Raw genomic sequence first — 25,352 nt, forward strand, 5'->3', positions numbered from 1 at the left:
CACCGGCTGCCCGGGCTGCATCCGCCGACCGCGGGCTCAACCGCGGCGCCATTTCCGCTCTTTTTTCGAAGAAACCAGGCACCGCTTCGGCGGCAACAGGGAGTATTGCAAAATGACAAGCTACAAGTCCCAGCGGCTTGCCGCTCCGGCGATCGGGCGTCGCGCCTTCCTAACCTCCTCCGCCGCCACCGCCGGGCTCGGCGCGGCGACGCTGGCCGGCATCAATGCGGGCCATGCCCAGCAGTCGGGAACCATCAAGATCGGACAGATGGTCTCTTTGACCGGTCCGCTTGCCGTCGACGGCGTCGAGCACAAGAACGGCCTCGACATGGCCATCGAGGAAATCAACGAGGCTGGCGGCATCCTCGGCATGACGGTGGAGAGCGTCGTGCTCGACAGCGCCAACCAGACCGCCGAGGAAGTCTCGTCCGCGGCCAACCTGCTCATCGACCGCGAAGGCGTCAGCGCCATCGTCAACGGCTACAATGTCGGCGCCAACCAGGCCGAATACGATGCCATCGCCGACGCCGGCATCATCTACATTCACTACAACACGTCGGTCGGCCACCACGAGGTCTTCGAGAGCGATCCCGAACGCTACTTCGGCATCTTCATGGCAGACCCGGCCGAGGTCTACTACGGCTACGGCCTGCCGGTCATGCTCGACCGCATCCGCTCGCAGGGCATCTGGAAGCCCGAAAACAACCGGATCGCGCTGATCACCGGCTCGCTGCCCTATTCCATCGTCATCTCGAACGCGATCCGCGACAACGCCGCGAAATACGGGTTCGAGGTCTCGTTCGAGGAAGTGGTTCCCGTTCCGACCACCGAATGGGGCGCTGTGCTGAAGAAGGTGCGCGACGACGCGCCGGCGGTCATCGCCAACACGCATTTCTACCCGGGCGACCTGGCGCAATGCCAGGTGCAGTTCGCGCAGAATCCGACCAACAGCCTCGTCTACTACCAGTACGGCCCGCTGCTGAAAGCCTTTTCCGAGCTGGCGGGCGAAGCCGCGCGCGGCGTCCTGACCTCGTCGGTGATCGGCATCCTACCGGACGAACTGGGCAACGCCTTCCGTGAAAAGTACTACGCCAAGTTCGGCGATACGGCGGAAGCCGATCCGGGCGCATCGACCTATTCGGAGATGTACCACTATGCCATCGCCGCGGCGCTGGCCGGTGGCGTCGGCGAGCCGGGTAACCACGAGCAGAACCGCAAGATCGCCGACAATTTGCGCCGCTTCGTCTACCGCGCGCCATTCGGGACCCTCCGCTACGACCCGCGCTTCAACGCGGCCATTCCGTACCCGACGCTGTCGGAGGATCCATCGCTGGCGATGCCGCATCTGCTCTACCAGATCACGGATCCGGCCGCGGCAAACCCCAAGAAGCTGATCTACCCCGCTCCCTACAACGAAGCGGAATTCACGCTGCCGCCCTGGTTCAAGTGAGCCCCTCCGCCTGCCGCAACCAAGGAAACCCGAGCCACAATGGACATCCTGGCGACCACCCTCGGATTGGGCGCTTTCTACGCTGCGAGCGCCGTCTCCCTGGCTCTGATCTGGGGGACGTTCGGCATGCTCAACCTGGCGCATGGCGCGTTCATTACGGTGGGAGCGTATGCCTCGCTCCTCGTCGTGAACCAGCTGGGGATGCCGCCGTGGACCGGGATTCTGGCGGGCGCGGCGGGCGGCGCGGCCATCGGCGCCGTGATCAACACTCTGCTGGTGGCGCGCGTCTTCGCGCGCCCCGGCTTCGAGATCAACATCATCATCCTGACGATGGCGGCGGCGACCATCGTGGTCGACGGCATCAACAACATCGTCGGTCCGTCGACCCAGCGGCAGCCCTTCGCGATCGAGGGGCGGTTCGCCTTCGGTGAAACCTCAATCGCCTGGCAGACGGTCATGGTGATCGCGATCAGTCTGGCCATGACCCTGATCCTGACGCTGATGCTGCGCTACACCGCGCTCGGACGCTCGATCAACGCGGTTGCGCAAGAGCCGACGGCCGCGCGGCTGAACGGCATCAACGTCAACCGGATCGTGATGAAGGTGATGCTGATCTCGGGGGCCGTCGCCGGCGTGTCGGGCGTCCTGATCACGCAAAGCACCGCGGTCTATCCGACGGTCGGCCAGGAACCGCTGCTGAAGGCGCTGATCATCTGCGTCATCGGCGGGCTGGGGAGCATTACCGGTGCCGTGGTCGGCGCCTTCCTTCTCGCCTTTCTCGAGACCGTGGCCCAGTTCGAGCTGGGCACCAAGTGGGGCAGCCCGGTCCTGCTCTTCGCGGCGGTGGCGATGCTCGTCCTGCGTCCGAACGGATTGTTCGGCTCCCGCGACATCACGAGAAACTGACATGAACCGTCTCAGCCCGCAGAAGCAGGACTATCTCATCCTTGCGGTGTTCACCCTCGCTTTGGTCCTGCTGCCGCTGACCGGACGGTCGAACTATTTCCTCGGGCAGGGCACGCTCTACCTGATCTGGGCCGCGGTGGTCACCCAGTGGAACATCGTGCTCGGTGTGGCCGGCATTATGTCGATCGGCAACCTGGCGCTGTTTGCCGCCGGCGGCTACTCGGTTGCGCTTCTCGGCCTGTACTTCGACATCTCGCCCTGGGTCAGCCTGCCGATCGGGGCGCTGGCCGGCCTGGGCATGGCGCTCCTGATGGGCCTTTCGACGCTTCGGCTCCGCGGCGCTTACACCGTGGTCGTGACACTGTCGATCTCGATGGTGATGTATCAGCTGATCGTCACCGACGTGGCCTGTTTCCGCCGCACCGCGAGCGCCTGCTATTCCCTGACCGGAGGTTCGCGCGGCGTCACCCGGTTCGGAGATTTCGGCTTCAACGAGATGTTCGGCTACGGCGGCGCGGCCTGGGGCAATTTCCTGCTGGCGTTGGCGACCCTGGTTCTGTGCATGGCTGCGGCGATCACCGTGATCCACAGCCCCTATGGCCGCGCCTTCCAGGCCCTGCGCGACAACGAGCAGGCGGCCCGTGCGCGCGGCATCCGCATCGAGAAGTTCCAGCTGATCGTCTTTGCCGCCGCAGGATTCTTCACGGGTCTGGCAGGCGGCGTCTATGCCGGCACCCAGCGCACCTTCGGGCCCCAGATCCTGGGGTTCCCGACGCTTCTGTTCCTCCTGTCGATCATGATCGTGGGTGGACGTGGCCGGATCTGGGGTCCCGTGCTGGGCACGATCTGCCTCGCCCTGGTGCAGGAAAACACCACCGGCCTCGCACAGTGGCAGAGCTCGACCTATGCGCTGCTGCTCATCGTGATCCTGATCATGGCGCCCGAGGGGCTGGCAGGCGGCCTTTCGCCGTTGCTGCCCTGGGCGAAGGCGCGCGCCGGGGGAGGCGGGTCGTGAGCGGTCCCGATGCCAAACACGGGACCGCCCTTGAGGTCAGCCACCTGACAAAGCGCTATGGCGCGATGGCGGCGGTCGACGATCTGACCTTTCACGTCGAATGCAACGAGATACTGGGCATCAGCGGACCCAACGGGGCCGGCAAGACGACCCTTTTCGATCTCGTCTCGGGACTGACTGTTCCCAGCGGAGGCGAGGTGGTGCTGTTCGGCAGGAACATCACCACGCAGCGTCCCGAGCAGATCTGCCACCTCGGCCTGGCCCGGACCTTCCAGCTCAACGCCGTGTTCGATTCCATGACGGTCGAGGAAAACCTGATGACCGCCAACTATTTCGGCCATCGCAACCGCAGTTTTCCGGCGCTGAGTTTCGACAGCCACAGCCGCGCCGCCTGCGACTCGGCGCTTGAGATCGTCGGCCTGTCCAGCGAGCGCAGGCGGCCCGCCGCGACTTTGACGGGGCTGCAGCGCAAGCTTCTGATGCTCGCCAGCGCGATCGCGACCGAGCCGCGCCTCCTGATGCTGGACGAGCCGGTGGGCGGCCTCAACCGCGACGAGATCGACCAGTGCGCACAGGTCATCCGTCACATCCGCGCCGAGCGCAACCTGACAATCGTCTTGATCGAACACGTGATGAGCTTCGTCACCGCGCTGGCCGACCGGGTGATGGTGCTGCACCACGGCGCGAAACTCTATGAGGGGAGCATCGCAGGCATGGCCGAGAGCGCCGAGGTGGTCTCGGCCTATCTCGGCACCTCGGGCCTCAGGGATTTGAAGAGGGCCGCTGGGACGAACGATGTCCACGCAACTTGAGATAGAAAATCTTTCGGCGAACTATGGCCGCGAGCCGGTGCTGACCGATGTGTCGCTGCGGGTCGCCGCCGCGCAGGTCACCGGCATCGTCGGCCCGAACGGCAACGGCAAGACCACGTGCCTGCGTGCCATCTCGGGACTGATGCCGCGCATGTCGGGGGTTGTCAGGCTGAACGGGGAGCGCATCGACAACCTGGCGCCCGAACAGATCGCGCGGCGCGGGATCATCCATGTGCCGCAGGGCGACCTGATCTACAGGAAGATGACGGTTCGCGACAATCTGCTTGTCGGCGGCACCATGAACCCGAGCCGAGGGGCGACCGCCGACCGGCTCGAACACGTGCTGACACTGTTTCCGCGCCTGCGCGAACGGCTGTCCCAGACGGCGAGTTCGCTGTCGGGAGGCGAGCGGCGGATGCTCGGCATCGGCCGCGGCCTGATGGCGGCGAAGATGCAGCTCCTGATGCTGGACGAGCCGTCTCTGGGCCTCGCGCCCTTGGTCATCGACCAGATCTACGAGGCGATCAACAACCTGTCCGCCCAGGGCATGGCGATCCTGATCGTCGAGGAAAGCGTGGAACGCATCGCCGCCACCGCCCGCCACCTGTCTCTGCTCAGCCATGGCGAGTTCGTGTGGTCCGGACCGCCTGCCGAGCTCCTCGCGAGCGACGCGCTTGCCGAAACCTATCTCGGGGTCTGATCGATGGCAGCCGAACCGGAACCGCGCAGATCGATACTCCTGATGGCTGGCGCCATCCTCGCGAACGGCGCGGCGGGGCTCCTGTACGTCTGGAGCCTGTTCATCCTGCCGATCGAGGCCTCGCTTGGGCTCGGCCGCGCCGACATGGGCATGATCTCCTCGCTGGCGCTTATCAGCTTCACGGTCGGGGCCTCGGTCATGCCGGCGTTTCTGGCGCGGATCGGACGATTGGGGGTCGCTTGCCTGGCATTCGCTCTGATCGCAGGAGGGCATCTGGTCTTCGGGATATGGCCGAGCTGGGCGGCACTGGCCCTCGGCTACGGCGTCGGATTCGGCGCGGGCTCGGGCACGGCCTATGCCTTCGCCCTGTCGCTGGCGGCCGCGCTACCGGCGCATGTGAGGGCTGTCGCGATCGGCGTCGCGATGGGCGCATTCGCACTGAGCGGCATCCTGCTTCCGGTGACGCTGGGCGGATGGATCGCGTCCGCCGCCCCCGGGAGCGCCTTCGTGCGCATCGGCATCGTCGTACTTGTTGTCGGCCTTCTCTGTGTGCTGGCCGTCCTGGCCTCCGGCGCGAGCCGGCGCGATCATGAGGCGCAAACCCTCGCTGGCACCGCCCCGCGGATGGACCGGCCGTTCCTGGTGCTGGCAATGATCTTTTTCATGCTTTGCTTCATCGGTCTCGCCGTGATTTCGCACGCGGCGGCCATGGCCGCTTCCGCTGGAATCCCCGCTCCGGGCTATGCCGCGTCCGCGCTGACCCTGGGCTATCTGGCGGGCTCGATCCTCGGCGCGCCGATCGCCGAGCGGCTCGGCGAACGGCGGGTTCTGATGGCACTCGGCGCGCTGGCGCTCGTCGGCACGCTGGCCATGTTCGCGGCAAGCGCTGCCGTGTTCTTCGCGGGCGCGGCCCTCGTCGGCATCACCTTCGGCGGCTCGGGATCGATCATGCCGGTGCTGCTGGGCCTGCGCTACGGCGCCGAACACATCTCGCGTCTCTATGGGCGGCTGATCATCGCCTACGGACTGGCGGGATTGGTCGCGCCCGACATCGCCGGTCGTCTCTTCGATCGGGCGCAGAGCTATGCCCCTACCATCGGCCTCTGTGCCGTCCTCGCTCTCACCGCCATCGTGGCGCCCCTGCTTCTGGAGCGATCCAGCAGAGGCCGATGACTCCCCAATGCAATTCAACTATCCGTCCCGGGCCGTCCTTGTGCCGGTCGGGCGGTCCGTTCCGGAAAGGAGCCGGTCTTGGACATTCCCTCGAGCGCCGAAGTCGTCATCATTGGAGGTGGCGTTGCCGGCTGCTCCATCGCCTATCACCTCACGAAGCTCGGCATCAGCGACGTGGTCCTGTGCGAGCGCAAGCAGCTCACCTGCGGCACGACCTGGCACGCCGCGGGCCTGGTGACGCAGCTGCGTGCGACGCGGCAGATGACCGAACTGGCGCAATATACGGGTGAGCTGTTCGGCACGCTCGAAGCGGAGACGGGCCAGGCTACCGGCTTTCGCCGCAACGGCTCCCTTCGTGTCGCCAACAATGCCGCACGCTACGAGGAGCTCGCCCGCGGCGCCTCCATGGCCCGCAATTTCGGCCTTCCGGTCGAGGCGGTCACCGCGGCCGGCATCAAGGAGCGCTGGCCGCTGGTCGACACATCCGATCTCGTGGGCGGCTTCTGGTCCCCCATGGACGGACAGGTGAACCCCGCCGACGTGACGATGGCCTACGCCAAGGGCGCGCGGATGGGCGGCGCGCGCATCGTCGAAGCCCTGACCGTGACGCAGATCCTGGTGGAGGGGGGCTGCGCGACCGGCGTGATGACCTCGCAAGGCGCGATCAGGGCGAAGCACGTGGTGATCTGCGGTGGCATGTGGTCGCGCGAGCTGGCGGCCGAGATCGGCGTCACCGTGCCCCTGCAGGCAGTCGAGCATTTCTATGTGGTCACGGAGACGATCCCCGATCTGCCACGCGACCTTCCTGTCCTGTTCGTCGGCGACGAATGGACCTACTACAAGGAAGATGCCGGCAAGCTGCTGATCGGCTTTTTCGAGCCGAAGGGCAAACCCTGGGGCCTCGACGGCATTCCAGCGGATTTCAGTTTCGACAGCCTGCCCGAAGACCTCGATCACATCGCGCCCCACCTCGACGATGCGATAAAGCGGATCCCGCGCCTGCAGTCGGTGGGAATGCAGCTCTTCTTCAACGGACCGGAGAGCTTCACGCCCGACAACCGGTATCTGCTGGGCGAGACGCCAGAGGTCGCCGGGCTGTTCTGCGCCACCGGCTTCAACTCGCTCGGCATCCTCTCGTCGGGCGGCGTCGGCCGCTCGCTCGCATCCTGGATCCAGAACGGCCGACCGCCGGTCGACCTGATCGACGTCGACGTGCGACGGGTCCAGACCTTCCAGCGCAACCGCAGCTACCTCGCGGCGCGGGCGGGCGAATCCATCGGCGTGAGCTTCGACATTCACTGGCCCTCGCGCCAGTTCGAAACCGCCCGTGGCATCCGCCGGTCGCCGATCCACGACAGGCTGCTGGCGGCCGGCGCCTGGATGACGGAAGCGGCCGGGTGGGAGCGGCCCGGCTTCTACGGCACGGAAGAAGAACGCGCGGACATCCGCTATTCCTACGACCGGCCCAGCTGGTTTGCCAATGTGGGCGCCGAATGCCGCACCACGGCCGAGGCGGTGGGCATCTTCGACCACAGCTGTTTCGCAAAGTACCGTGTGGAAGGGCCCGATGCGCTCACGGTATTGAACAAGGTGTCCGCCAACCAGATGGACGTGCCGGTGGGCCGGGTCGTCTACACCCAATGGCTGAACGAGATCGGCGGCATCGAGGCCGACGTCACCGTCACGCGGCTGGCGGAGGACGCCTTCCTGGTTGTCACCATCTGCGTTTCACAGCGCCGCGACCTGTCCTGGCTGAAGCGGCACATTCCAGAAGACGCGCGCGTCATGGTCTGCGACGTCACCTCCGGCCTGCCGATGCTGGCGGTGATGGGCCCGAAGGCGCGCGAACTGATGCGGCGCGTCTCGCCGGACGACTTCAGCAATGAAGGCTTTCCCTTCGGCACCAGCCGCGAAATCGATCTCGGTTTCGCGCGCGTTCGCGCCAGCCGGCTGACCTACATGGGCGAACTGGGCTACGAACTCTACGCGGAAGCCGAATTCGCCGCTCACGTCTACGACACGTTGATCGAGGCCGGTCGCGACCTCGGCCTCGGCCGTGTCGGCTTCTTCGCGCTGAACTCGCTGCGCATGGAAAAGGGATACCGCCACTGGGGCCACGACATCGGCGAAGAGGATACGCCCTACCAGGCCGGTCTCGGCTTCGCGGTGGCGCTCGACAAGCCGGGCGGTTTCATCGGACGCGACGCGCTTGCCCGGCAGAAGTCGTCGGGACCGCTGCGCCGGCGCATGGTACAGATCAGGCTCGTCGACACCGAAGCGCCGCCGCTGCTGCTTCACCACGAGCCGGTGCTTCTCGATGGCCGGATCATCGGCTCCGTCACCTCGGGAGCGTACGGCTACCGCGTGGGAGCGTCGCTGGGACTGGCCTATGTCGAGAACGAGGGCGGCGTCACGAAGGACTGGCTCGAAAGCGGTAAGCTGGAGGTAGAGATCGCCATGAAGCGGTGGCCAATCATCGCGCAATTCGGGCCCTGGTACGATCCGAAGGGCGAGCGCATCAAGGCCTGACACCGCCCACGGAGGAGAGACCCACTCGCCATGCAGATCCGCAAGCCAAAGCCCGACGACCGGCCAGAATGGGACCGGCTCTATTCCGGCTATGCCAACTTCTACAAGGTTGACCAGACGCCCGAGATGCGCGACCGCGTATGGGGCTGGCTGCACGATCCCGCTCACGAGAGCGAGGGACTGGTGGCTGAGGAGGGGGACCATCTGGTCGCCCTTGCCCATTTCCGCCCCTTCGCGCGGCCGCTCTCCGCGACCACCGGCTGCTTTCTCGACGACCTCTTCGTCGATCCGGAGACCCGCGGCACCGGCGTTGCCGACGCGATGCTTGCCGCACTGGAAGAGATCGCGCGGACGCGCGGCTGGACTGTCGTCCGCTGGATCACGGCCGAGAACAACTATCGCGCTCGCGCCGTGTACGATCGGAAGGCGGCGCGGACAGGTTGGGTAACTTACGACTTGGTGCCAGGCAAATAGGATCGGACAGTTCGTCTCCGCGAAGCTACCTGGATGTGCGGGGTTGTGCTCGGATGTACTTCGTTTCGAGGCGCAGGAGCACCGAAGTAACGGAGTATCCGATAGGGTGTTCTTTGGCGCATCCCATGCGCTTTGGCGACATCCCGAGCCCGGGTGACCGGCGCGGACGCATCGGACTGCGGCGTACCGTTCCTGCACTCCAAGGCCTGGCGGCCGTCCGAGCCGAGCGCCTCGCGCTCGTGCGGCGCGAAGCGGGCGTGGGTGGGTTCGCCGATCAACTCGCGCTCGGACTTGGCGAGTGCGGCCATGAGGTGGACCATGAGTTGGGCGCTGGAAGTCCCGGCATCACAGCTCTCGGTGAGCGAGCGGACGCTTATCCCGCGCGAGTTCATCGCAGATCAAATCCAACGCTGATCGTGTCCGATCATTCGGCGGCAACAACAGTCTGCGACGCCTCACACCATGGGATCGACTTTCCAGACCGAAAGTCCGCTATCAAAATCTACGACGATAGGCCCGACCGACCGATAGTGGCCCCGGACAAGCCAGTCCGACAGCTCGGATGGCTTGAAGTGACCTTCGCCCACACAGAACGATCCGTCAGCCGGGGCCTGACATGGCTGTGAGCCTAGGGAGAGCTCGTAGGCTAGACGTTGCTACCTATCTAACTGAATTTGCTGGTAGCGGAGGTCCGTTACCGCCGTTCCCCCTGAGACCAAGAACCGATGTTTGCTTTCGAAATTGAACAGATCAACGTCGCCTGATTGGAGCAGTCTGGGCGCCGAGATCCAACTTGCCGGAAGGAGCGCCCTGATTTGTTCGCAGCAAATGACGATTTATCGGTAGTCGGGATTCGCGAGGGGTGGCGCACTTCGACCCTGAAACCGGTTCAACTATTGCGGGATGAACGGGAGGTGTGCGCCCCCACATTGGTCGTAGAGATCGACTCCGCCATTTTTCCTAAGCGAACGAAGGAGCTCCTGCCCGATTGTTGGTTTCTCTCCGCTACCGGCCTTGTGGATCAGGCTCACACTGGCCTGTCGCCTTTGGTGATCTTGAGGGTTCGGTTGTCGACGCCGGGCAGCATCTTGGCCGGGTCGCGGGTGACGACCACGTCGATGACGGAAGGGCGGTCGCGTTCGGCATTGGCGGCACGGATGGCCGGCGCCAGTTGGTCGGGATGCTCAACGCGAATGCCGTGACAGCCGAAATCGCTGGCGATTTCCGCGTAGTTCATCTCGACCAGATCGGCCGACTGGTAGGCGCCGTACATGGAATGCTGCAGCGCCTTGATGTAGCCGGACGCGGCGTTGTTGACGATCATCAGGGTGAAGGGCGTGCCGACGCGGCGGGCGGTCTCGAGTTCGCCGATCGTCATGTTGAAGCCACCATCGCCGGTAATGGCGACCACCGGCTGGTCGGGCACGGCCATCTGGGCGCCCATGGCGCCGGGCAGGCCGTAGCCGATCGAGGCGAAGCCACGGTCGGCCACGAACCTGCGGCCCGCCGCCTTCGTGTCATAGAGCAGGCCGCCCCAGTGCGCGGCGAAGCCGCCATCGGCAACCAGCACCGACTCGGCCGGCATTTCGTTGTTCAACTCGTTCAGCATGCGGCCCATATTGATCGGCACCTCATCCGACAAGAGCCGGTCGGCTGCGCCCTTGCGCCATTTGGCCATGCGGGCGGTCACTTCCGCTGCATAATCGGACCGGGCCGCACGTGACGTCGCCGCCGCGCCGTGAAGGGCGGCGGACAGATCTTCCAGCGCAAGCCGGGCGTCGCCGACCAGAGCATGGTCGGTCCGCGTGGTGCGGCCAATCTCCTCGGGCAGCAGCTCAATGTGGATGATCGGAGCGGCGCCGTTGAACAGCTGGAAACGCTTGGTGGCGATCTCGCCTAGCTTGCAACCGATCACGATCAGGCAGTCGGAGCATTCGATCAGCTCGTTGGCGATGCGCGAGTAGCGCCCGAACAGGCCGATTGAGAGCGGATGGACGCAGGCGATGGCGCCCTTGCCCGACAGCGTGTGGGCGACGGGGATGGAGTGAGCCCCAGCGAAGGCCTGCAGTGCTTCATAGGCCTGCGAGATATGGATGCCGCCGCCAACCAGCAGGAGCGGACGGCTGGCCTTGGCGATCGCCGCGGCAGCCTTTTCGACTGCCCGCGCGTCAGGCCGCGAGCGATAAGCCGGAAAGCGTGTGGTCGCTGGATCAATCCAGAGGTCGGAAAGCGGATAGTCGAAGCTCTCATGCGCGATGTCCTCGGGCACATCGACTACAACAGGACCCGGCCTGCCGGAGGTGGCGACCGCAAAGGCGCGGCGCACCGCCTCCGGCACCCGGGAGGACCGCTCGACGCGGATCACGTCCTTGACCGCGGGGCGCAGAATATCGAGCTGGCGGGTCTCCTGGGTCATGTTCTTCCAGGAATGGTCGCGGTGGGTGTCGCCGACGAACACGACCTGGGCGATGCCGGCGTTGAAGCTTTCAACCAGCGCCGTCACCAGATTGGTGGCGCCGGGCCCCAGCGTGGCGTCGCAAACGCCAGGCCTGCCCGAAACCCGCGCCCAGGCGTCAGCCGCAAATGCCCCGCAGCGCTCGTCATTGATGAGATGATGCGTCAGACCCTTGCGGCGAACCGCGTCGTAGAAGGGCAACAGCTGGAACCCGCCCATGCCGAACATGGGGCCAACACCCGCCCGCTCCAGAATCTCGACAATCGCTTCTCCGCCGGTGAGGGTGAGGGTGGAATAGTCTGCTATGTGCGCTGCCTGGTTCACGAGGCGGTCCTTTCAGTCGATTTGCATGCAACGGGCTGCAATCTCATCCGTCCCGAGGCGAATGAAGTCGTTGGTGTGGAGATAGAGGAAGCTCACGCCTAGTCTGTGGAGTTCGCCGATCGTATCGGGGCTAGCCAGCATTCCGGCCGCGCGGCCTGCCGCGATGATGCGGGAAAGCGTCTGCTCGACCACGTCGCGAACTTCAGTCCGCGTCCAGGTGCCACCGAACCCCATCGACTTCGAAAGATCGACGGGCCCGACGAAGAAACAGTCGATGCCTTCGACCGAGAGAAACTCGTCCAGCGTCTGTACCGCCGCGATATCCTCGACCTGCACGATGACCGCGAAGTCGGGTCGCTGGCCGGACATGCAATAGTGTACCGCCGCCACCGCCTTGCGGGCCTCTGCGGACGTCTTCAACCTGGGGAGGACAATGCCATCAACGCCGCGCAAGAGGGTCCGCTCGATAACCGCGGCGTCGGGCGACCCGGTCCTGACGATCGCCGGAACGCCGGCGACATGCGCCGCGCGCGCCAGGTTCTCGATACTCTCGACCGATGTGTCACCCTGCTCGCAGTCTATGAAGATGACGTCGGCGCAGGTCTTGCCCAGAAATTCCACCAGCCCCGCATTGGAGTAGTCGATGTTGACCACGCGCAACGGTCGCGACGCGGCCAGATCGCTCTTGAGCTGCCCAGCGAAGGTCAAAGCATCGCCTTTCCGGCAGAAAGGCCGCCGCACACGTAAAGGGTCTGTCCGTTGACGAAACCTGCCTCCCGCGAAAGGAAAAATGCGACAGCTGCCGCTACCTCTTCGGGCCGTCCCATGCGCCCGGCGGGAATATCCCCGACCATATGAGCTCGGCGCTCGGAGCCTTCCGGGTTCATCCGGTCGAAGAGTTCGGTCGTGATCGGCCCCGGCGCGACACAGTTCGCCGTGATACCGAACCTCGCCAGCTCGATGGCCCATACGCGTGTCATCGAAATGATGCCGCCTTTCGAAGCGGCGTAGGCGGTGCGCAGTTCGCGGCCGAGGGCGGACCGGCTGGATATGTTGATGATGCGTCCGTAGCCGCGCGCCTTCATGTGAGGTGCGAGGATGCGAGCACAAAGCGCGGGCACGGTCAGATTGAGCGCGAACGTGTCCGACAGAAGCGGCTCGTCTGTGTCGTCCAGCGAGGCTGTGCGAGCGAATCCGGCATTGTTGACCAGCCCGGTGATACGATGCCTGCCCGCCAGATCTTCCAGTAGCGTAGTCAGGGTCGCTGTATCGCGCAGATCGACCGAAACAGTTTCGATGCTCTCCGCCACACATGGTGCGCGATCGAGGTTGATGACGTGATAGCCCTGACGCACCAAAGCGTCGGCAGTAGCTCGTCCGATACCCGCGGACGCGCCGGTGATGACGACGCTCTCCATCATCCCGCCTCTCCGTCCGTGAGTCCCACGCACAGTACGCTACAGGTGAGGGACTCCGTGACCAGGTACCAGCCCGGCTTTCGCGGATCGGCCGCGAGGTTCGTCGGATAAGTGAAGTCAGGGTCGTGCCAGAATGTACGCGGCAAGCCATTGGCCCCGAAACGCCATACACCGAGCCCGGCATGGACAACCATCAGGTCACCGTCCGGACCGCGTGCCAGCCCATCGGGGCCGACACCGCCGGACAGTTGGATGAAACGGCCCGCCTTGCGGATGTTGCCGTCCTCACCGAGCGGCAGGCGCCAAATCGCGTTGTCCCTGGTGACGGCCAGATAGATGACGGTCTCGTCTTCGGAAAACACCAAACCATTCGGACTGGGTATGCCGCCCATCGCCATAGTCAGAAGACCGTTGGAATATCTGAACAGGCGTCCGAAAGGCGCGTCGAGTCCTGACATGCCCTGATCGGTGAACCAGATATCGCCGTTGTGCGCGACGGTCAGGTCGTTCAGCCCGTGGAAGGGGGCGCCCTCGAAACCGTCGACAATGACGCGGACGCTCCCCTCCCTTCCGATCTCCAGCAGACCGCGTTTGTGATCGGCGACCAGAAAGCCGGCGTCGCTTAGCTTCATGCCGTTGGGCCAGCCGTCATATTCGGCGACCACCGACCACGACCCGGTTGGCGCGAACGACAGTATCCGGCCGAAGGGAATGTCGGTCATGTAGAGCGTTCCGTCTGGTCCCATGACCGGGCCTTCCAGAAAGCCGTCGAGCTTGCGGCCATCTAGTGCGTAGCGTGACCATTCCGATCGCGCCCCGCGCCGCAGTTCGCCCGGCATGCTGCACAAGACGGTGAATTGTCTGATTTTGGGGTCGACCATCAGATCTTCCCCGGGAGCCAGAGAGCCAGCCCGGGGGCCAAGACAAGGAGAACGAGAAAGGCAAGGAGAATGAAGTAGTACGGCACAGCGCCCCTCACGACGTCCGTGTAGGGGGCGTTGGCCGTCGACTGGATGACGAAGAGGTTCAGTCCGAACGGCGGTGTGATCTGTCCGATCTCGATGAGGATAACCAGGAAAACACCGAACCAGATCGGGTCGATACCGTAGATGGCGAATGCCGGCGCGATGAGCGGGACGGTAATCACCATCATCGCGATCGATTCGATAAACAGTCCGAGAATAAGATAGACGATGGCCACAGCGACGAGAAAGCCCACTGGGGTGAGGTTCATGCCCACGATCTCTTTGGTAAGGGCGCCGGTCACCCCCGATATCGCCATTGCGAAGGAAAAGAGGAAAGCGGCAATCACGATGAACAAGATCGTTGCAGAGGATCGCACGGTTCGGTGAAACGCCGCCACGAGCCGGTCGCTTGTCAGCTCACCAAGGGCGAAGGCGATCACAAGGGCGAGCACCGATCCGAGAGCCGCCGCTTCAGTAGGCGTGGCGACCCCCAGATAAAGCGCTGAGAGAACTAGGCCGATCAGTGCCACGACGGGGCCGACATCCAAGAGAACGCCGGCGCCGGGATCTTGCTCTGCCTTCTGCGGAGCTCCCGCCTGCCGGCGTCCGGCAAAGCCGACATAGATGCTGAACAGAAATGCGAGCAGGATGCCGGGAATCATCCCGGCCGCGAACAGGCGGACGATCGACGTTTCGGTGAACGTTCCATAGACGATCAGCGCGATCGATGGGGGGATCAGAATGCCAAGCGTACCGCCGGCCGCGAGCGACCCATAGGCTGCCGACATCGGGTAGCCGCGGCTTTTGAGTTCCGGTACCGCTACCGTGCCTATTGCGGCCGCGGTAGCGACACTCGATCCGGAGATCGCCGAAAACAGCGCGCATCCCAGGATATTCGTCTGCAGAAGTCCGCCCGGCAGCGAACGAGTCACCCGGGCAAGCCCCCGGTACAGGCGTGTTGCAAGCCCGGTCTGGAGCAGGATTTCGGCCATAAGGATGAACATCGGGATTGCCGTCAGCGTGAAGCTGTTGGCGGAAGACCACGTCACCAGACCAACCGCGGTCAGGCCGGCCACGCCCTTCTTCGCCACGATCAAAGCCATGGCTGCACCTGCTACAACGAAAGGAATCCACAGGCCGATTACGAGCAGCAACATTGCTACCGCGATCACAACAATCAAAAGCGTCATTCTTCGCCCCCGGAAATGACGAAGCTAGAGACGATGACGATCAAAAGCACCGCCAGTCCGGCGATCATGACCGCCTGCGGAATCCAGTTCAGGACGCCAAGCGCCGTGTCGGATCTGATTCCGCGGAAGAAACTGTCAGCGGCGAGCCGGATCAATTGCCAGAGATAGATCGATGTGACCGCCACGCCGGCGAGAAGGAAAACCGGCTGCAGGCCAGCGCGAAACGGGTGCGGAAACACGGAATACAATGCATCAACCCTGAGGAAATGGCCGTCGCGAAACGCGCCCGCAAGCGAAAGGCAGGTCAGTGAGACGAGGCCGAGCGAGGCGGTTTCTTCTGCAATCTGAATGGAAAAGCCCAACAACCAGCGGCAGAGCACCTCGACACAGACAACCAGCGCCATCAGGCCGAGAACTCCGTAGCAAGCCCAATCCGCCAAAGTGACGAGGACATCGAGCCCTCGTCTGATTGGGGACGGGCCCGGCCGCATGCTACCGGCCGAGGATCTTGCGCACGTCATCAAGCGCCGATCGAGTGCGCTCGCTATGCTCGGCGGCCCAACTGTCCCAGTAGCCGGCCATCTTGCCGGCAGCATCTGCCGCTTCGCCGTCCTTTGCTACGACGACCTTCATGCCGCCGGCCTCGAGTTCGGCCGTGACTTTAGCCTCGCTTTCCATCTGCTCCTGGGTCGCCTTGGCCGCGTATTCCTCTGCAAGGTCCTTCAGAAGCGACTGCTGTTCCGGCGACAGGGCGTCGAAAGCGTCCTTGTTCACGATAATGGCGCTGTTGAAGAAGTTGGGTCCCATCCTGTAGGTGGTCTTGAGCTGGTCTTTCCACAGGATCCCGCCGCCGACTGATGCGGTGAAAACCCCGTCGACCACGCCGGTCTGCAACGCGGTCGGCACTTCAGCGCCGCCGATCGTGACGGGCGAACCGCCATATGCCGAAACGAACGCACCCTGCTCCGGCGAGGAAACCCGCATCTTGTGTCCGGCCATGTCATCAAGTGAAGTCATGTCGAATGTGGCCCAGCTCACTTGCAGCGGATAGACGTATTGCGCGAGCAGCACCACGTTCTTCTCCGCGAACGCCTTTTCGAGCACAGGCGTTACGCTTTCCAGCCCCTTGTTGAATTCCTCTATCGAGGAAAACAGCATGGGCAGGCGGAGAATACCGCCTTCCTCGATGGCGCCAAGGAAGAAGCCGTCCGCTGCGATCTGAACGATGCCTTGCCCCACTGCCTGGGTGATGTCGCTCGCTTTGATACCGAGCGAGCCGGCGAGATTGACGTCGACCGCAATTTTGCCCCCGGTCTCCTCGGTGAACTCCTTGGCAAGTTCGATCAGGTTCTTCGCGCCGATGGACGTATCGCTGGCGAGATAGGTGTAGCCCGTCCAGTTGTCGGCCATCGCAGCGCCGGTGAGCGCGACCGAAAAGCCGATCGTCGTAAGAAGCGTCTTCATTACATTCCTCCCTTGCTTCTCGTCATTGGTTCGATTAGATAGAACCTAGTTTTGTTAAATCGAATGTTTTCCATGCGCCCATGTATCTTGTCAAGGCGCTTGAATGCATTTATCTCGCAGAATCAAAAAAGGTTCGATTGAATGGAACAGGGCGAAGCAACCGGTCGGCATCAGAACACGCGCAGGATGGCCGAGGTGCTCGACAGCATCGCCCTCACCAGGGGAGAGGGCGCGAGGCTGGTTGACATCTGCCGTGCCACGGGTCTCGGCAAAGGCACCGGCCATCGCATCGTTTCGGGTCTCGTGGAAGCTGGGCTTGCGGTGCAGGATCAGCGCACGTCCCGGTTTTTCATTGGGCCCCGCGTAACAACCTGGGCCCAGGCGGTGCAGCCACTCGATATCGTTGATCAGGCTGGACCCACTATGGATGAGATCTGCGAACTATGCGGTGACACGGTCTATCTCGCCGTGCGTCAGGGTGATGAAACAGTCTATGTCGCCAGACGCGTCGGCTCCTATCCGCTCAAAGCGCTGCCGGTGGAAGTCGGTGCGCGCCGGCCGCTCGGCATAGGCGCTGCTCCGATGGCGATTCTTGCCTTTTCGCCGAAACAGGAGGTCGAGCGCGTCGTGGCGGCCCATTCCTCCGAGCGCGAGCGATTTGGCATCGACGACACCCACTTCCGGGAACTCATCGCCCGTGCGCAGTCGCTGGGCTATTCGTTGCACATGGGCGAAGTCATGCCCGGGATGATAGCAATTGGCGTTCCTATTGCCGATGCTGGTGGAACCCCGGTCGCGGCCATCTCGGTGGCTGCCGCCCGTGACCGTCTGCCGGGCGAGCGGCGCGAGGAAGTTGCCCAGATCATACGCGCCGCTCTTGCCCAACACCCGATTATTGTCTGAGAGCCGCGCGAGCCCTTCGTCTGGCTCGGCCCACCGGAAGCATGACAGCGGCCGACCGGTGATCGGCACTGTCCACATCCATTTTAGAGAGTTCAACAATAGACATTTCAGCACCTGATCCCCGGCCTGACAGTCCATAGCGGCTCGCAGAATCCTCGAGCGGTTCGATCGCGTGTGTAAATTGAGAGGCCGCCGTTCTATGCGAACACGTTCCCCATCAAATCCTCCAGGAGATCCTCTTTCGCTTCGAGCCCTGAACTAATTCGGAGAAGCGGCTTTCGAGCGTAGCTGCGGTCCAGCGACCGTTCACGATCCAGGAATACGGGCGCCAGCAGACTGTGAGTACCACCCCACGAAGCCCCCAATCGAAAGATCGAAAGGCTGTCGAAGCGCCGTCGAAACGCGCCCAGATCTTCAGGCTTGAGGACCACGGTGAACAGGCCACTTGTACCGAAGGAACGCTTTCGCCAACACCGATGACCGTTGAACGTAGGCAAGCCCGGGTGAAGGACCTCGTCGACCGGCGCGGCACTCTGAAGTTGTTCAGCCAGCCAAAGCGCTGAGAAGCCGACATGGGCGAGGCGCACGCTTGCCGTCTCCATGCCGCGCAGGGCAAGGAAGCAGTCGTCAGGCGATACGCCAAGTCCAAGCGAGGTAATGTAGGCATGGACGGTACAGGCTAGTTCCTCGCTGGCGACCGATATCGATCCCATGAGCAGGTCGGAGTGACCGGTTAGATACTTCGTGAGCGCCTCCACGACGATGTCGGCACCCTGTTCGAGAGGACGGTGAAGCAAGGGGGTCGCCCAGGAATTGTCATAGCCGATCAGCGCGCCCTGCGTTCGGGCCAGCGTATGGAGTCGGCCGAAATCCGGAATTTCTATCGTTGTCGATCCCGGTGCCTCGATCCAGACCAGCCTGAGCCTCTCGGGCGCCTCAATGGGCGCAGCGGCAATGCGCGGATCGTAATAGACCGCGACTATGCCGAGCCTCGCCAGAACACCGTCGGCAAAGCGGCGCACAGGCGGGTAGACATTATCGGGTATAAGAACCCTGTCGCCGGGACTGCATACCGCCAGAAACACCGTCGTAATCGCCGAGAGGCCGGACGGCGTCAGAAACGTATCGTGCGCCGACTCCAGTTCCGTGAGGCGGTTCTGCAACGTCCTCGTCGTGGGCGTGCCGGCCAGTCCGTAGGTGTATTCGTGTCGCTGATGTTTGCCGCGCGCGGCGAAGCTCTCATAGTCAGGATAGACAATCGTCGAGCCGCGATGGGTCGGTATCGAGAGGCTGGAAAAGCCCTCCGATGAAGCCGGCTCGGTATTGAGGACTCGCGTTGCGATTTCATCCGGCCTCGTGCTCCGTCGTCGCCCGTCGGGTGTACAGGCGGTCCACTGAAGCCAGCAGGGCCGCGAGTATGAGCAGGCCGACACCAAGAACAATCAGTCCGAATTGCGAGATGCCCAGAAGCCCTCTCCCGGGCAGGGCGAAGGCGAGACCGGCCGCGATGATCGAGCCCCTTGCCGCAAGGCTGCCGATCGACTTTCGGCCAAGGTCTCCGATGCCGATCAGATAGCCTTGAAGGCCGCCGGAGATCAGCCAAACGCCAAACAGCGCGGTGGCGACGACGATCAGCACCTGTTCCGGCGCGCCGCGGCCGATGAGAGCCGGATTGAGGACGAAGAAAAAGGGCAGGAAATAGATGATCGAACCCAGCCGCATCGCCTCGAAGCCGGTGCTGATCGGGTTGGCTTTGGCGATAGACGCGGCTGCGAAGGCACCCAGCGCAACGGGTGGCGTGATGAACGAGACCATGCCCCAGTAAAGCATGAACAGATGTACCGAGAGCCGATCAAGCCCAGCACCCGTCAGCGCCGGGGCAAGCGTGACCGCGAGGAAGATATAGGCGGCCGTGACGGTCATCCCCATGCCCAGCACGAAGCTCGTCAGCGCGCCGACCAGCAGCAGCACGATCACATTGCCGCCCGCCAGTGCGACGAGTTCATAGGCGATCGTGCCCACCTTGCCCGACAGGGTCAGCGCGCCGATGATGAGACCGGCGCCCGCCAGCAGCGCGGCAAGTTCGGCCAGCATGACCCCGACGGCTTCGGCGAAAGCGCGCGCCTTGGCCCAGTTCCAGCGGTGTTTGGTGGAAAACTGATTGATCAGGATGAGCAGCAGCGATGCGTAGAAGGGCGCCTGCGCTTCGCGCTTGAAGTAGAGCAGCATGACGATCAGAAGGACGAAGACGGCGATGAAGTACCATCCCTCACGGAACACTTCACGGAGACTGGGCAGCTCGGCGCGGGGAAGGCCCCTGATCTCATTTCGGGCGGCATATCCGTCGATCTGCATGAACAGCGCGAGATAGTAGAGCAGCGACGGGATGGCGGCGGCGATGACGATCTCGGAATAGGGAACCTCGATAAAGGTGGCCATGACAAAGGCCGTTGCGCCCATGACTGGCGGCATGAGAACGCCTCCGGTGGAAGCGCACGCCTCCACGCCGCCTGCGTAGCGGGCGAGAACCCAACCCGCTTCATCGCTGGAATGGACATGACACCCGTGGTCAGCACGTTGGTGATGACGGAGCCGCTCATCGAACCCATCAGGCCGGAAGAGAATATCGCCACCTTGGCAGGGCCGCCACGCCGGGTGCCGAGAAGCGCGAATGCGAGATTGAGAAAGAACGCGCCGCCGCCGGTTTATTGAAGCGCTACGCCGAAGATCAGAAAGCCGATAACCAGCGTTGCGAACGCGCCAAACGGAACGCCGAGAATTCCCTCGCTTGAGAAGATGTAGAAACCGGCGGTGATATCGAAGGCGGTCGCCTGGGCTCGCAGGATGCCGGGCGCCAAGTCCGAGAAGACGGGGTACAGCGAAAACAGCGCGCAAATGATGAAAATGACGAGCCCGGACGAGCGCCGGAGCCCTTCCAGCACCAGCACCCACATCATGATCGACAGGACTTTAGCGTAATTCGGGGCCAGATAGACCCATCCCTCGAACAGGATCGAGTCGGATTTGAACGCGAAGGTCATGGCGATAGCGAAAGCAAGCAGCGCCAGGGCGTAATCGAATGCGGGCACCGAGCCCTGGCGTGTCGCCCCGCGCACATCGCGGGCGAGAAAGACGATCGGCACCAGAAGGCCGAGCAGCGCGAACAGATATTCGTTCTCGAGCGGCACGTAGAGCCGCAGCCAGCTGCCGATGCCGAATATGATCCATACGGCGATGAAGACCGACAGCAGTGCAGCGACCGAGGCGGCAATGCGAACCGCCCGCGGATAGATTGCCGGCCTCTCTTCGAATGAAGATGTCGAGGAGGCTTCACTCAATGCGGCATTCGAACTGGACATCGTGTGGCTTTCTTAGGGGCGATGTAAGTGCGCGCCTCCGGCCTGCGGCGCGCGCCACAGGCTCCAAGGATCAGTTGCTTGCGTCGGCTTCAAAGACCACGTGCAGGCCCGCGTCTGTAAGCGACGCGGCGCGCAGCTTCATCCACTCGGCCTCGAAGTCCGCCTCCGCGACGTTCATGCCGGACATCTTTTCCCAAGCCGCCGCCAGTATGTCCTGGCGCCGCAGAAGCTCAGCATTGCGCTGCTCGTCGTCCTCCGTCCACAGGCCCTGTTCCTTGAAATAGGCGATCGACTGCGGATGATATGGGAAGACGTAGCTGAGAAGCTGGCGGTCGATGGCGTAACCCTCCATGCTTGGCCCCGCTTCCTTGATGGCGTCGAAATTGCCGAGAATGGCAGCGGTGAGGCCGTAGGCGACGGCGTCGTCGATGTCCGGCGAGGCGACGAACAGGGGATAGGGATAGTTCATTCCCTCGAAGGGTTCCTCGACGCCGGTTGCCTTGATGAAGGATTGCACCAAGACGGGCGCGAACCAGGGCGCGATAGCGTGAGCGCGCTCCCACCCTGCGGTGTCGTCCTTCGGCATAGGCGGGTAGTAGAGACCGCGGGGCGATGCCGCGATCTGGTTGAGCGTTCCGGTCAGGGTGCTTGCCCATGCCGCATCGACCTGATCGTTGAGAATGGCGTCGAGCGACTGCTGCACGCCCGGCACTTCTACCTTTTCAACGTCGTCCCATGTGAGGCCGCCAAACGCGAGAAAGGCGGTCATGTTCATATTGTTGCCGGGAGAGGCCTTGATCCAGGCAATCCGCTTGCCCTTGAGGTCAGCGATCGTCTTCACGCCGACATCGGCCGCGACTGCAGCGGTCTGGCCGTTGATGCCGACATTGTTGAACAGATTGTAGAGACGCTGCGGACCCCACGCCTTGGCGGCGAACATCTGCACGCCTTCCTGCGCGAAATAGGAGGCAATGCCGCATGCGCAGATATCTGATTGGCCCGCTCTCAGTGGCACCATGCGCTCGATGTCATTTTCGCCGGGGATGATGCGCAGGTCGACATCATACTTCGATTTGAGCATCTGGCCGATGCCGACCGATTGAGCGTAGCCGGACGACGAGGTGCCGAACGCGGTCCAGGAAATGTCCCTGGGGAGGTCGATCTCGGCGGCGCCAGCCTGCGGTGCAGCAATCAGGACCGATGCCGCCAGCAGGAGCGACGCGGTTATCCCATGTGACTTCATTTCGCTTCTCCTCTGGATCGCTTTCATTGTTGACTGGCCCCGGAACCCAGGCTCCGGCAGCGGCCAGCTGGAATTACCCGGTGCGCAGATCGTCGATGTGAAGATCGGTGACGAACATGTGTCCCGGGGAATGGGTGATCATCTCGGGAATGTGGGCAGCCATCGCCACGGCCTGCGGGGTGACGCCGCAAGCCCAATAAACAGGCACGTCGTCGGGTCCTGGCTCGTTGTAGCGGCCCCACTCAACCTGCTTCAGATCGGCGATGCCGATTGCGGCGGGATCACCGATATGCACCGGCGCGCCATGCGCAATTGGGAAGCGGGAGGACAGTTCCACGACCTGCACCACGTCCTTCGACGGGATCGGCCGCATCGTCACCGCGACTGGACCGTGAAAGATGCCGGCGGGCACGCATTCGATGTTCGATCGATAGACCGATATGCGTCCGTCGGCGCCTTCAGTGTGGCGCTGAGCGATTCCGTGGCGAAGCAATATCTGGTCGAAGGAATTGCTGCAGCCGAGCAGGAAGGCCACGGAATCTTCGCGCCAGTGCGCCTCGATCGACCCTACTTCTTCGACAAACTTGCCATCGCGATAGATTCTGTAGCCCGGCAGGTCGGTCCTGATATCTGCGCCAGGTGCGCTGAGACGAGGCTGCGGATCGCCCGGGTCGGTCACTTCGACAATAGGACAGGGCTTGGGATTGCGAAGGCAGAACCGCAGGAAGTCGAAGGCGTAGCGCTCGGGCAGTATGGCAAGGTTCGCCTGGACATAGCCGCGCGCGAGGCCGTGGGTCGCGGATGCCAGAGCGCCGGACCTCGCGGCAAGCCGCACTTTGGCAGGCACAGCGTAGCGCAGGGAAGCCTTGTCGAGCGAGCGTGAGTGCGCAGTCACGATATCACCCTCAGCGCGCCGCTCGATTGCATCAGCGTTTCTGCGCCATCATGGCGAACGACCACCATGTCCTCGACCTGCAGTCCGCCGAAGCCAAGCTCGTAGTATGGTGTCTCCACACAGAGCACCATGCCCTCCTCAATGATGTCGGTGCTTGAGGGGGAAAGATCGGGCAGGTCATAGCCGTCGATGCCGATTCCGTGGCCGACATGGGTGCGCTTGTAGTGGGGAATTCCGTCCCGCCGCACCGTTTCCACAACGGCATCGAATATGTGCGCGGCCTTGATACCGGGCTTCAGCATCTCGATGCCGCGCTGTACCCCCACGTGTAGCGCGTGGTGATAGGACCTGATTTTTTCTGAGGGTTCGCCGAGAACCGCGATCCTCGCGATGTCGGCCCGGTAGTGCTTGTAGCGCCCGCCGACATCGAAGCGGATAATGTCGCCTTCCCGCAGCTTGCGCGAGGCGGGCTGGACGTTGGGCATGGCCGAGCGTGCGCCGGTGCCGATGCAGTAGAGCACGGGCAGCCCGCCCAGCCTTAGTGTTTCGAGATTGAATTCGAGCGCAAGTTGCTCTTCCGAAACGCCGGGCGCGGCAATCGCGAGCGCCGCCTCGATCGAGGCTTCTGCGATCGACGCGGCCTTGCGCAGGCGCTCGACCTCCAGCGGCGTTTTGACCGCCCGAACCTGGCGGAAGAACTGAAAGCCGTCCACGGCGTCGATCGATGGCGGTTTATCGAGCCGGAACGCAGCCAAAGACGGAGGAAGCCCCCCTTCGTCGACGGCGATGCGCCCTCCGGCAAGACCGAGCCGGTCGAGGACACGGCTGAGGGCTGCGCCTGCGCTGCCGTCGTTTGCAAGCCCGTACAGTTCGCGTTGTCGGCTGTCGGCTTCGCAGAGTTCGGCGCGGTCGTCGATCTCGACGACAAAATCACCGAACTTCGCGATATTGGAGACGCTGACTTCCTGGTCAGCCAGCAGGTCCAGGAGGCTGGCGCTGGCGATGATGTGCGGCGCGCCCCTGCCTGGCGCCGGCCAGACGACATAGGTTTGCGGTCCGCGCCTGATCCATTGCGACAGTGCCCAGTAGCCGCTGGCGTAGGTTACGTTTTCCGGCGAAGTCGCGATCACGGCGTCGATCCCGTCCGCAGCCATGCGAGCGTTGAGCCGCTCCAGATTAAGCAACATTGCCGCCCACGACCGCGAGAGGCCCGGCCTTTTTCAGCAGGGTTTCGGGGCAGCCCAGGCTGAGCGAAATCTCGTTGGCAGCACGCATCGTGGCGGCGATCGCCTGCGGCAGCTTGAGCGCGGGTTGGAGATGCGGGGCATAGGCCGCGCTGATGGCGGCAATGCACCGTCCGGAGGCATTGCGCACGCATGCGCCCGCGGCGACGACGCCTGGGAGGTTTTCCTCCTCCGAGGTGGCGTAGCCCTGATTGCGGATTTCCTCGAGTTGGGCGGCGAGCGCCTTTCGGTCCGTCACGGTTGCTTCAGTGAAGCGCTCGAGTGTGCCGCGCCCAAGCAACTCGTCGAAACGCCTTGGTCCTTCCTCGGCGAGCATCACTTTTCCCATGGCCGTGGAATGGAAGGCTGCCACGGTTCCGGAGGCCGAGCGGATTGCGATCGGACCGGCGCTTTGCAGGGCAAGCACGTAGACGAGGCGGTCACCCGACACGACCGCGAGGAAAGCGTTGACTTCGAGCTCCCGTGTCATCCGCGAAAGGACCGGCATCGCCGCAGAGATGAGATTGTCTTCGGTAGCCAGCGATGATCCGAGCGAAAGCGACCGATACCCCAAGGAGTAACGCTGTGTCTCGGCGTCCTGCGAGACAAAATTTGCCTGATGCAGCGAGCGGATGAGCCGCTGGACGATGCTAGGGCTCAGCGCGAGGCGCCGTGCGATCTCACGAATTCCAAGCGGCTGCCGCTCGGCATCCAGCAATTCCAGGATCGCAAGGTCTGGCGGCAGCTCAGGCGGGAAGGCTTCGACGTCGCCCGCTGCGCCGTCTCGCGGCTGATGCGGGAAATGGGCCTCGAAGGGGCGATCCGCGGCAAGCCGGTGAAGACGACGATCAGCG

24 protein-coding genes and 1 pseudogene are annotated in these 25,352 nt (G+C 63.6%); 10 read left to right on the top strand and 15 right to left on the bottom strand.

Annotation, left to right across the window (positions count from 1 at the left end; all coding sequences use genetic code 11):
* Positions 1–112: 112 nt before the first annotated feature.
* From ABGN05_RS28655 to ABGN05_RS28690, 8 genes are all read left to right on the top strand, one after another.
* Positions 113–1,450, top strand: a complete 1,338-nt coding sequence (locus tag ABGN05_RS28655) for an ABC transporter substrate-binding protein (RefSeq protein ID WP_367957465.1) — start codon at positions 113–115, stop codon at positions 1,448–1,450.
* A gap of 39 nt (positions 1,451–1,489) precedes the next feature.
* Positions 1,490–2,356 carry a branched-chain amino acid ABC transporter permease gene (locus ABGN05_RS28660; protein ID WP_367957466.1) on the top strand — a complete coding sequence of 289 codons (867 nt, stop codon included), beginning with the start codon at positions 1,490–1,492 and terminating at the stop codon, positions 2,354–2,356.
* A 1-nt stretch (position 2,357) separates the two neighbouring features.
* Positions 2,358–3,371, top strand: coding sequence for a branched-chain amino acid ABC transporter permease (locus ABGN05_RS28665; protein WP_367957467.1), 1,014 nt, complete (start codon positions 2,358–2,360; stop codon positions 3,369–3,371).
* Entirely contained in the window at positions 3,368–4,183 is an 816-nt protein-coding gene (locus tag ABGN05_RS28670) for an ABC transporter ATP-binding protein (protein ID WP_367957468.1), read from the top strand. The genes ABGN05_RS28665 and ABGN05_RS28670 overlap by 4 nt, the downstream gene beginning before the upstream one ends.
* On the top strand, positions 4,167–4,883 hold the full coding sequence (locus ABGN05_RS28675; RefSeq protein ID WP_367957469.1) for an ABC transporter ATP-binding protein: 717 nt from the start codon (positions 4,167–4,169) through the stop codon (positions 4,881–4,883). Before ABGN05_RS28670 ends, ABGN05_RS28675 begins: the two co-directional genes overlap by 17 nt.
* Positions 4,884–4,925: 42 nt before the next feature.
* Positions 4,926–6,056 (top strand): MFS transporter, encoded by a 1,131-nt coding sequence (locus ABGN05_RS28680; RefSeq protein ID WP_367957470.1) that lies wholly within the window; start codon positions 4,926–4,928, stop codon positions 6,054–6,056.
* 78 nt (positions 6,057–6,134) lie between these two features.
* The gene (locus ABGN05_RS28685) at positions 6,135–8,585 is read left to right on the top strand and encodes a GcvT family protein (protein ID WP_367957471.1); all 2,451 of its coding nucleotides are present in this window, start codon (positions 6,135–6,137) and stop codon (positions 8,583–8,585) included.
* 30 nt (positions 8,586–8,615) lie between these two features.
* Complete coding sequence (locus tag ABGN05_RS28690; protein ID WP_367957472.1) at positions 8,616–9,059, top strand: GNAT family N-acetyltransferase; 444 nt, start codon at positions 8,616–8,618, stop codon at positions 9,057–9,059.
* On the opposite strand, the gene ABGN05_RS28695 is transcribed toward ABGN05_RS28690, so the two are convergent.
* From ABGN05_RS28695 to dctP, 8 genes are all read right to left on the bottom strand, one after another.
* On the bottom strand, positions 9,035–9,451 hold the full coding sequence (locus ABGN05_RS28695) for a recombinase family protein (protein ID WP_367957473.1): 417 nt from the start codon (positions 9,449–9,451) through the stop codon (positions 9,035–9,037). The genes ABGN05_RS28690 and ABGN05_RS28695 overlap by 25 nt on opposite strands.
* A 635-nt stretch (positions 9,452–10,086) precedes the next feature.
* The gene (locus ABGN05_RS28700; RefSeq protein WP_367957474.1) at positions 10,087–11,838 is read right to left on the bottom strand and encodes a thiamine pyrophosphate-binding protein; all 1,752 of its coding nucleotides are present in this window, start codon (positions 11,836–11,838) and stop codon (positions 10,087–10,089) included.
* A gap of 12 nt (positions 11,839–11,850) precedes the next feature.
* Positions 11,851–12,546, bottom strand: coding sequence for an HpcH/HpaI aldolase family protein (locus ABGN05_RS28705; RefSeq protein WP_367957475.1), 696 nt, complete (start codon positions 12,544–12,546; stop codon positions 11,851–11,853).
* Positions 12,543–13,259: an SDR family NAD(P)-dependent oxidoreductase gene (locus tag ABGN05_RS28710; RefSeq protein ID WP_367957476.1), complete on the bottom strand. Its 717-nt coding sequence runs from the start codon at positions 13,257–13,259 to the stop codon at positions 12,543–12,545. Before ABGN05_RS28710 ends, ABGN05_RS28705 begins: the two co-directional genes overlap by 4 nt.
* A complete protein-coding gene (locus ABGN05_RS28715) occupies positions 13,256–14,137 on the bottom strand; it encodes an SMP-30/gluconolactonase/LRE family protein (RefSeq protein WP_367957477.1) in 882 nt (293 codons plus the stop codon). The genes ABGN05_RS28710 and ABGN05_RS28715 overlap by 4 nt, the downstream gene beginning before the upstream one ends.
* The gene (locus ABGN05_RS28720; RefSeq protein ID WP_367957478.1) at positions 14,137–15,411 is read right to left on the bottom strand and encodes a TRAP transporter large permease; all 1,275 of its coding nucleotides are present in this window, start codon (positions 15,409–15,411) and stop codon (positions 14,137–14,139) included. The genes ABGN05_RS28715 and ABGN05_RS28720 overlap by 1 nt, the downstream gene beginning before the upstream one ends.
* Positions 15,408–15,815 carry a TRAP transporter small permease gene (locus ABGN05_RS28725; RefSeq protein ID WP_367957479.1) on the bottom strand — a complete coding sequence of 136 codons (408 nt, stop codon included), beginning with the start codon at positions 15,813–15,815 and terminating at the stop codon, positions 15,408–15,410. Before ABGN05_RS28725 ends, ABGN05_RS28720 begins: the two co-directional genes overlap by 4 nt.
* An 88-nt stretch (positions 15,816–15,903) precedes the next feature.
* Positions 15,904–16,875, bottom strand: a complete 972-nt coding sequence (gene dctP / locus ABGN05_RS28730; RefSeq protein ID WP_367957480.1) for a TRAP transporter substrate-binding protein DctP — start codon at positions 16,873–16,875, stop codon at positions 15,904–15,906.
* A 141-nt stretch (positions 16,876–17,016) separates the two neighbouring features.
* On the opposite strand from dctP, the gene ABGN05_RS28735 reads away from it, so the two are divergent.
* On the top strand, positions 17,017–17,778 hold the full coding sequence (locus ABGN05_RS28735) for an IclR family transcriptional regulator (RefSeq protein WP_367957481.1): 762 nt from the start codon (positions 17,017–17,019) through the stop codon (positions 17,776–17,778).
* 197 nt (positions 17,779–17,975) lie between these two features.
* On the opposite strand, the gene ABGN05_RS28740 is transcribed toward ABGN05_RS28735, so the two are convergent.
* From ABGN05_RS28740 to ABGN05_RS28770, 7 genes are all read right to left on the bottom strand, one after another.
* Positions 17,976–19,211 (bottom strand): trans-sulfuration enzyme family protein, encoded by a 1,236-nt coding sequence (locus ABGN05_RS28740; RefSeq protein WP_367957488.1) that lies wholly within the window; start codon positions 19,209–19,211, stop codon positions 17,976–17,978.
* Positions 19,123–20,487 carry a TRAP transporter permease gene (locus ABGN05_RS28745; protein ID WP_367957489.1) on the bottom strand — a complete coding sequence of 455 codons (1,365 nt, stop codon included), beginning with the start codon at positions 20,485–20,487 and terminating at the stop codon, positions 19,123–19,125. Before ABGN05_RS28745 ends, ABGN05_RS28740 begins: the two co-directional genes overlap by 89 nt.
* The gene (locus tag ABGN05_RS28750) at positions 20,484–21,137 is read right to left on the bottom strand and encodes a hypothetical protein (RefSeq protein WP_367957482.1); all 654 of its coding nucleotides are present in this window, start codon (positions 21,135–21,137) and stop codon (positions 20,484–20,486) included. Before ABGN05_RS28750 ends, ABGN05_RS28745 begins: the two co-directional genes overlap by 4 nt.
* A 70-nt stretch (positions 21,138–21,207) precedes the next feature.
* Positions 21,208–22,380, bottom strand: a complete 1,173-nt coding sequence (locus tag ABGN05_RS28755; protein WP_367957483.1) for a TAXI family TRAP transporter solute-binding subunit — start codon at positions 22,378–22,380, stop codon at positions 21,208–21,210.
* 73 nt (positions 22,381–22,453) lie between these two features.
* Positions 22,454–23,275: a putative hydro-lyase gene (locus ABGN05_RS28760; RefSeq protein WP_367957484.1), complete on the bottom strand. Its 822-nt coding sequence runs from the start codon at positions 23,273–23,275 to the stop codon at positions 22,454–22,456.
* On the bottom strand, positions 23,272–24,462 hold the full coding sequence (locus ABGN05_RS28765; RefSeq protein WP_367957485.1) for a M24 family metallopeptidase: 1,191 nt from the start codon (positions 24,460–24,462) through the stop codon (positions 23,272–23,274). Before ABGN05_RS28765 ends, ABGN05_RS28760 begins: the two co-directional genes overlap by 4 nt.
* Positions 24,452–25,216 (bottom strand): IclR family transcriptional regulator domain-containing protein, encoded by a 765-nt coding sequence (locus ABGN05_RS28770; RefSeq protein WP_444876179.1) that lies wholly within the window; start codon positions 25,214–25,216, stop codon positions 24,452–24,454. Before ABGN05_RS28770 ends, ABGN05_RS28765 begins: the two co-directional genes overlap by 11 nt.
* Before the next feature lie 9 nt (positions 25,217–25,225).
* On the opposite strand from ABGN05_RS28770, the pseudogene ABGN05_RS28780 reads away from it, so the two are divergent.
* Positions 25,226–25,352, top strand: a pseudogene (locus tag ABGN05_RS28780) (IS3 family transposase); the annotation flags it as partial.

Source organism: Aquibium pacificum (genome assembly GCF_040839445.1).
Classification (GTDB): domain Bacteria; phylum Pseudomonadota; class Alphaproteobacteria; order Rhizobiales; family Rhizobiaceae; genus Aquibium; species Aquibium pacificus.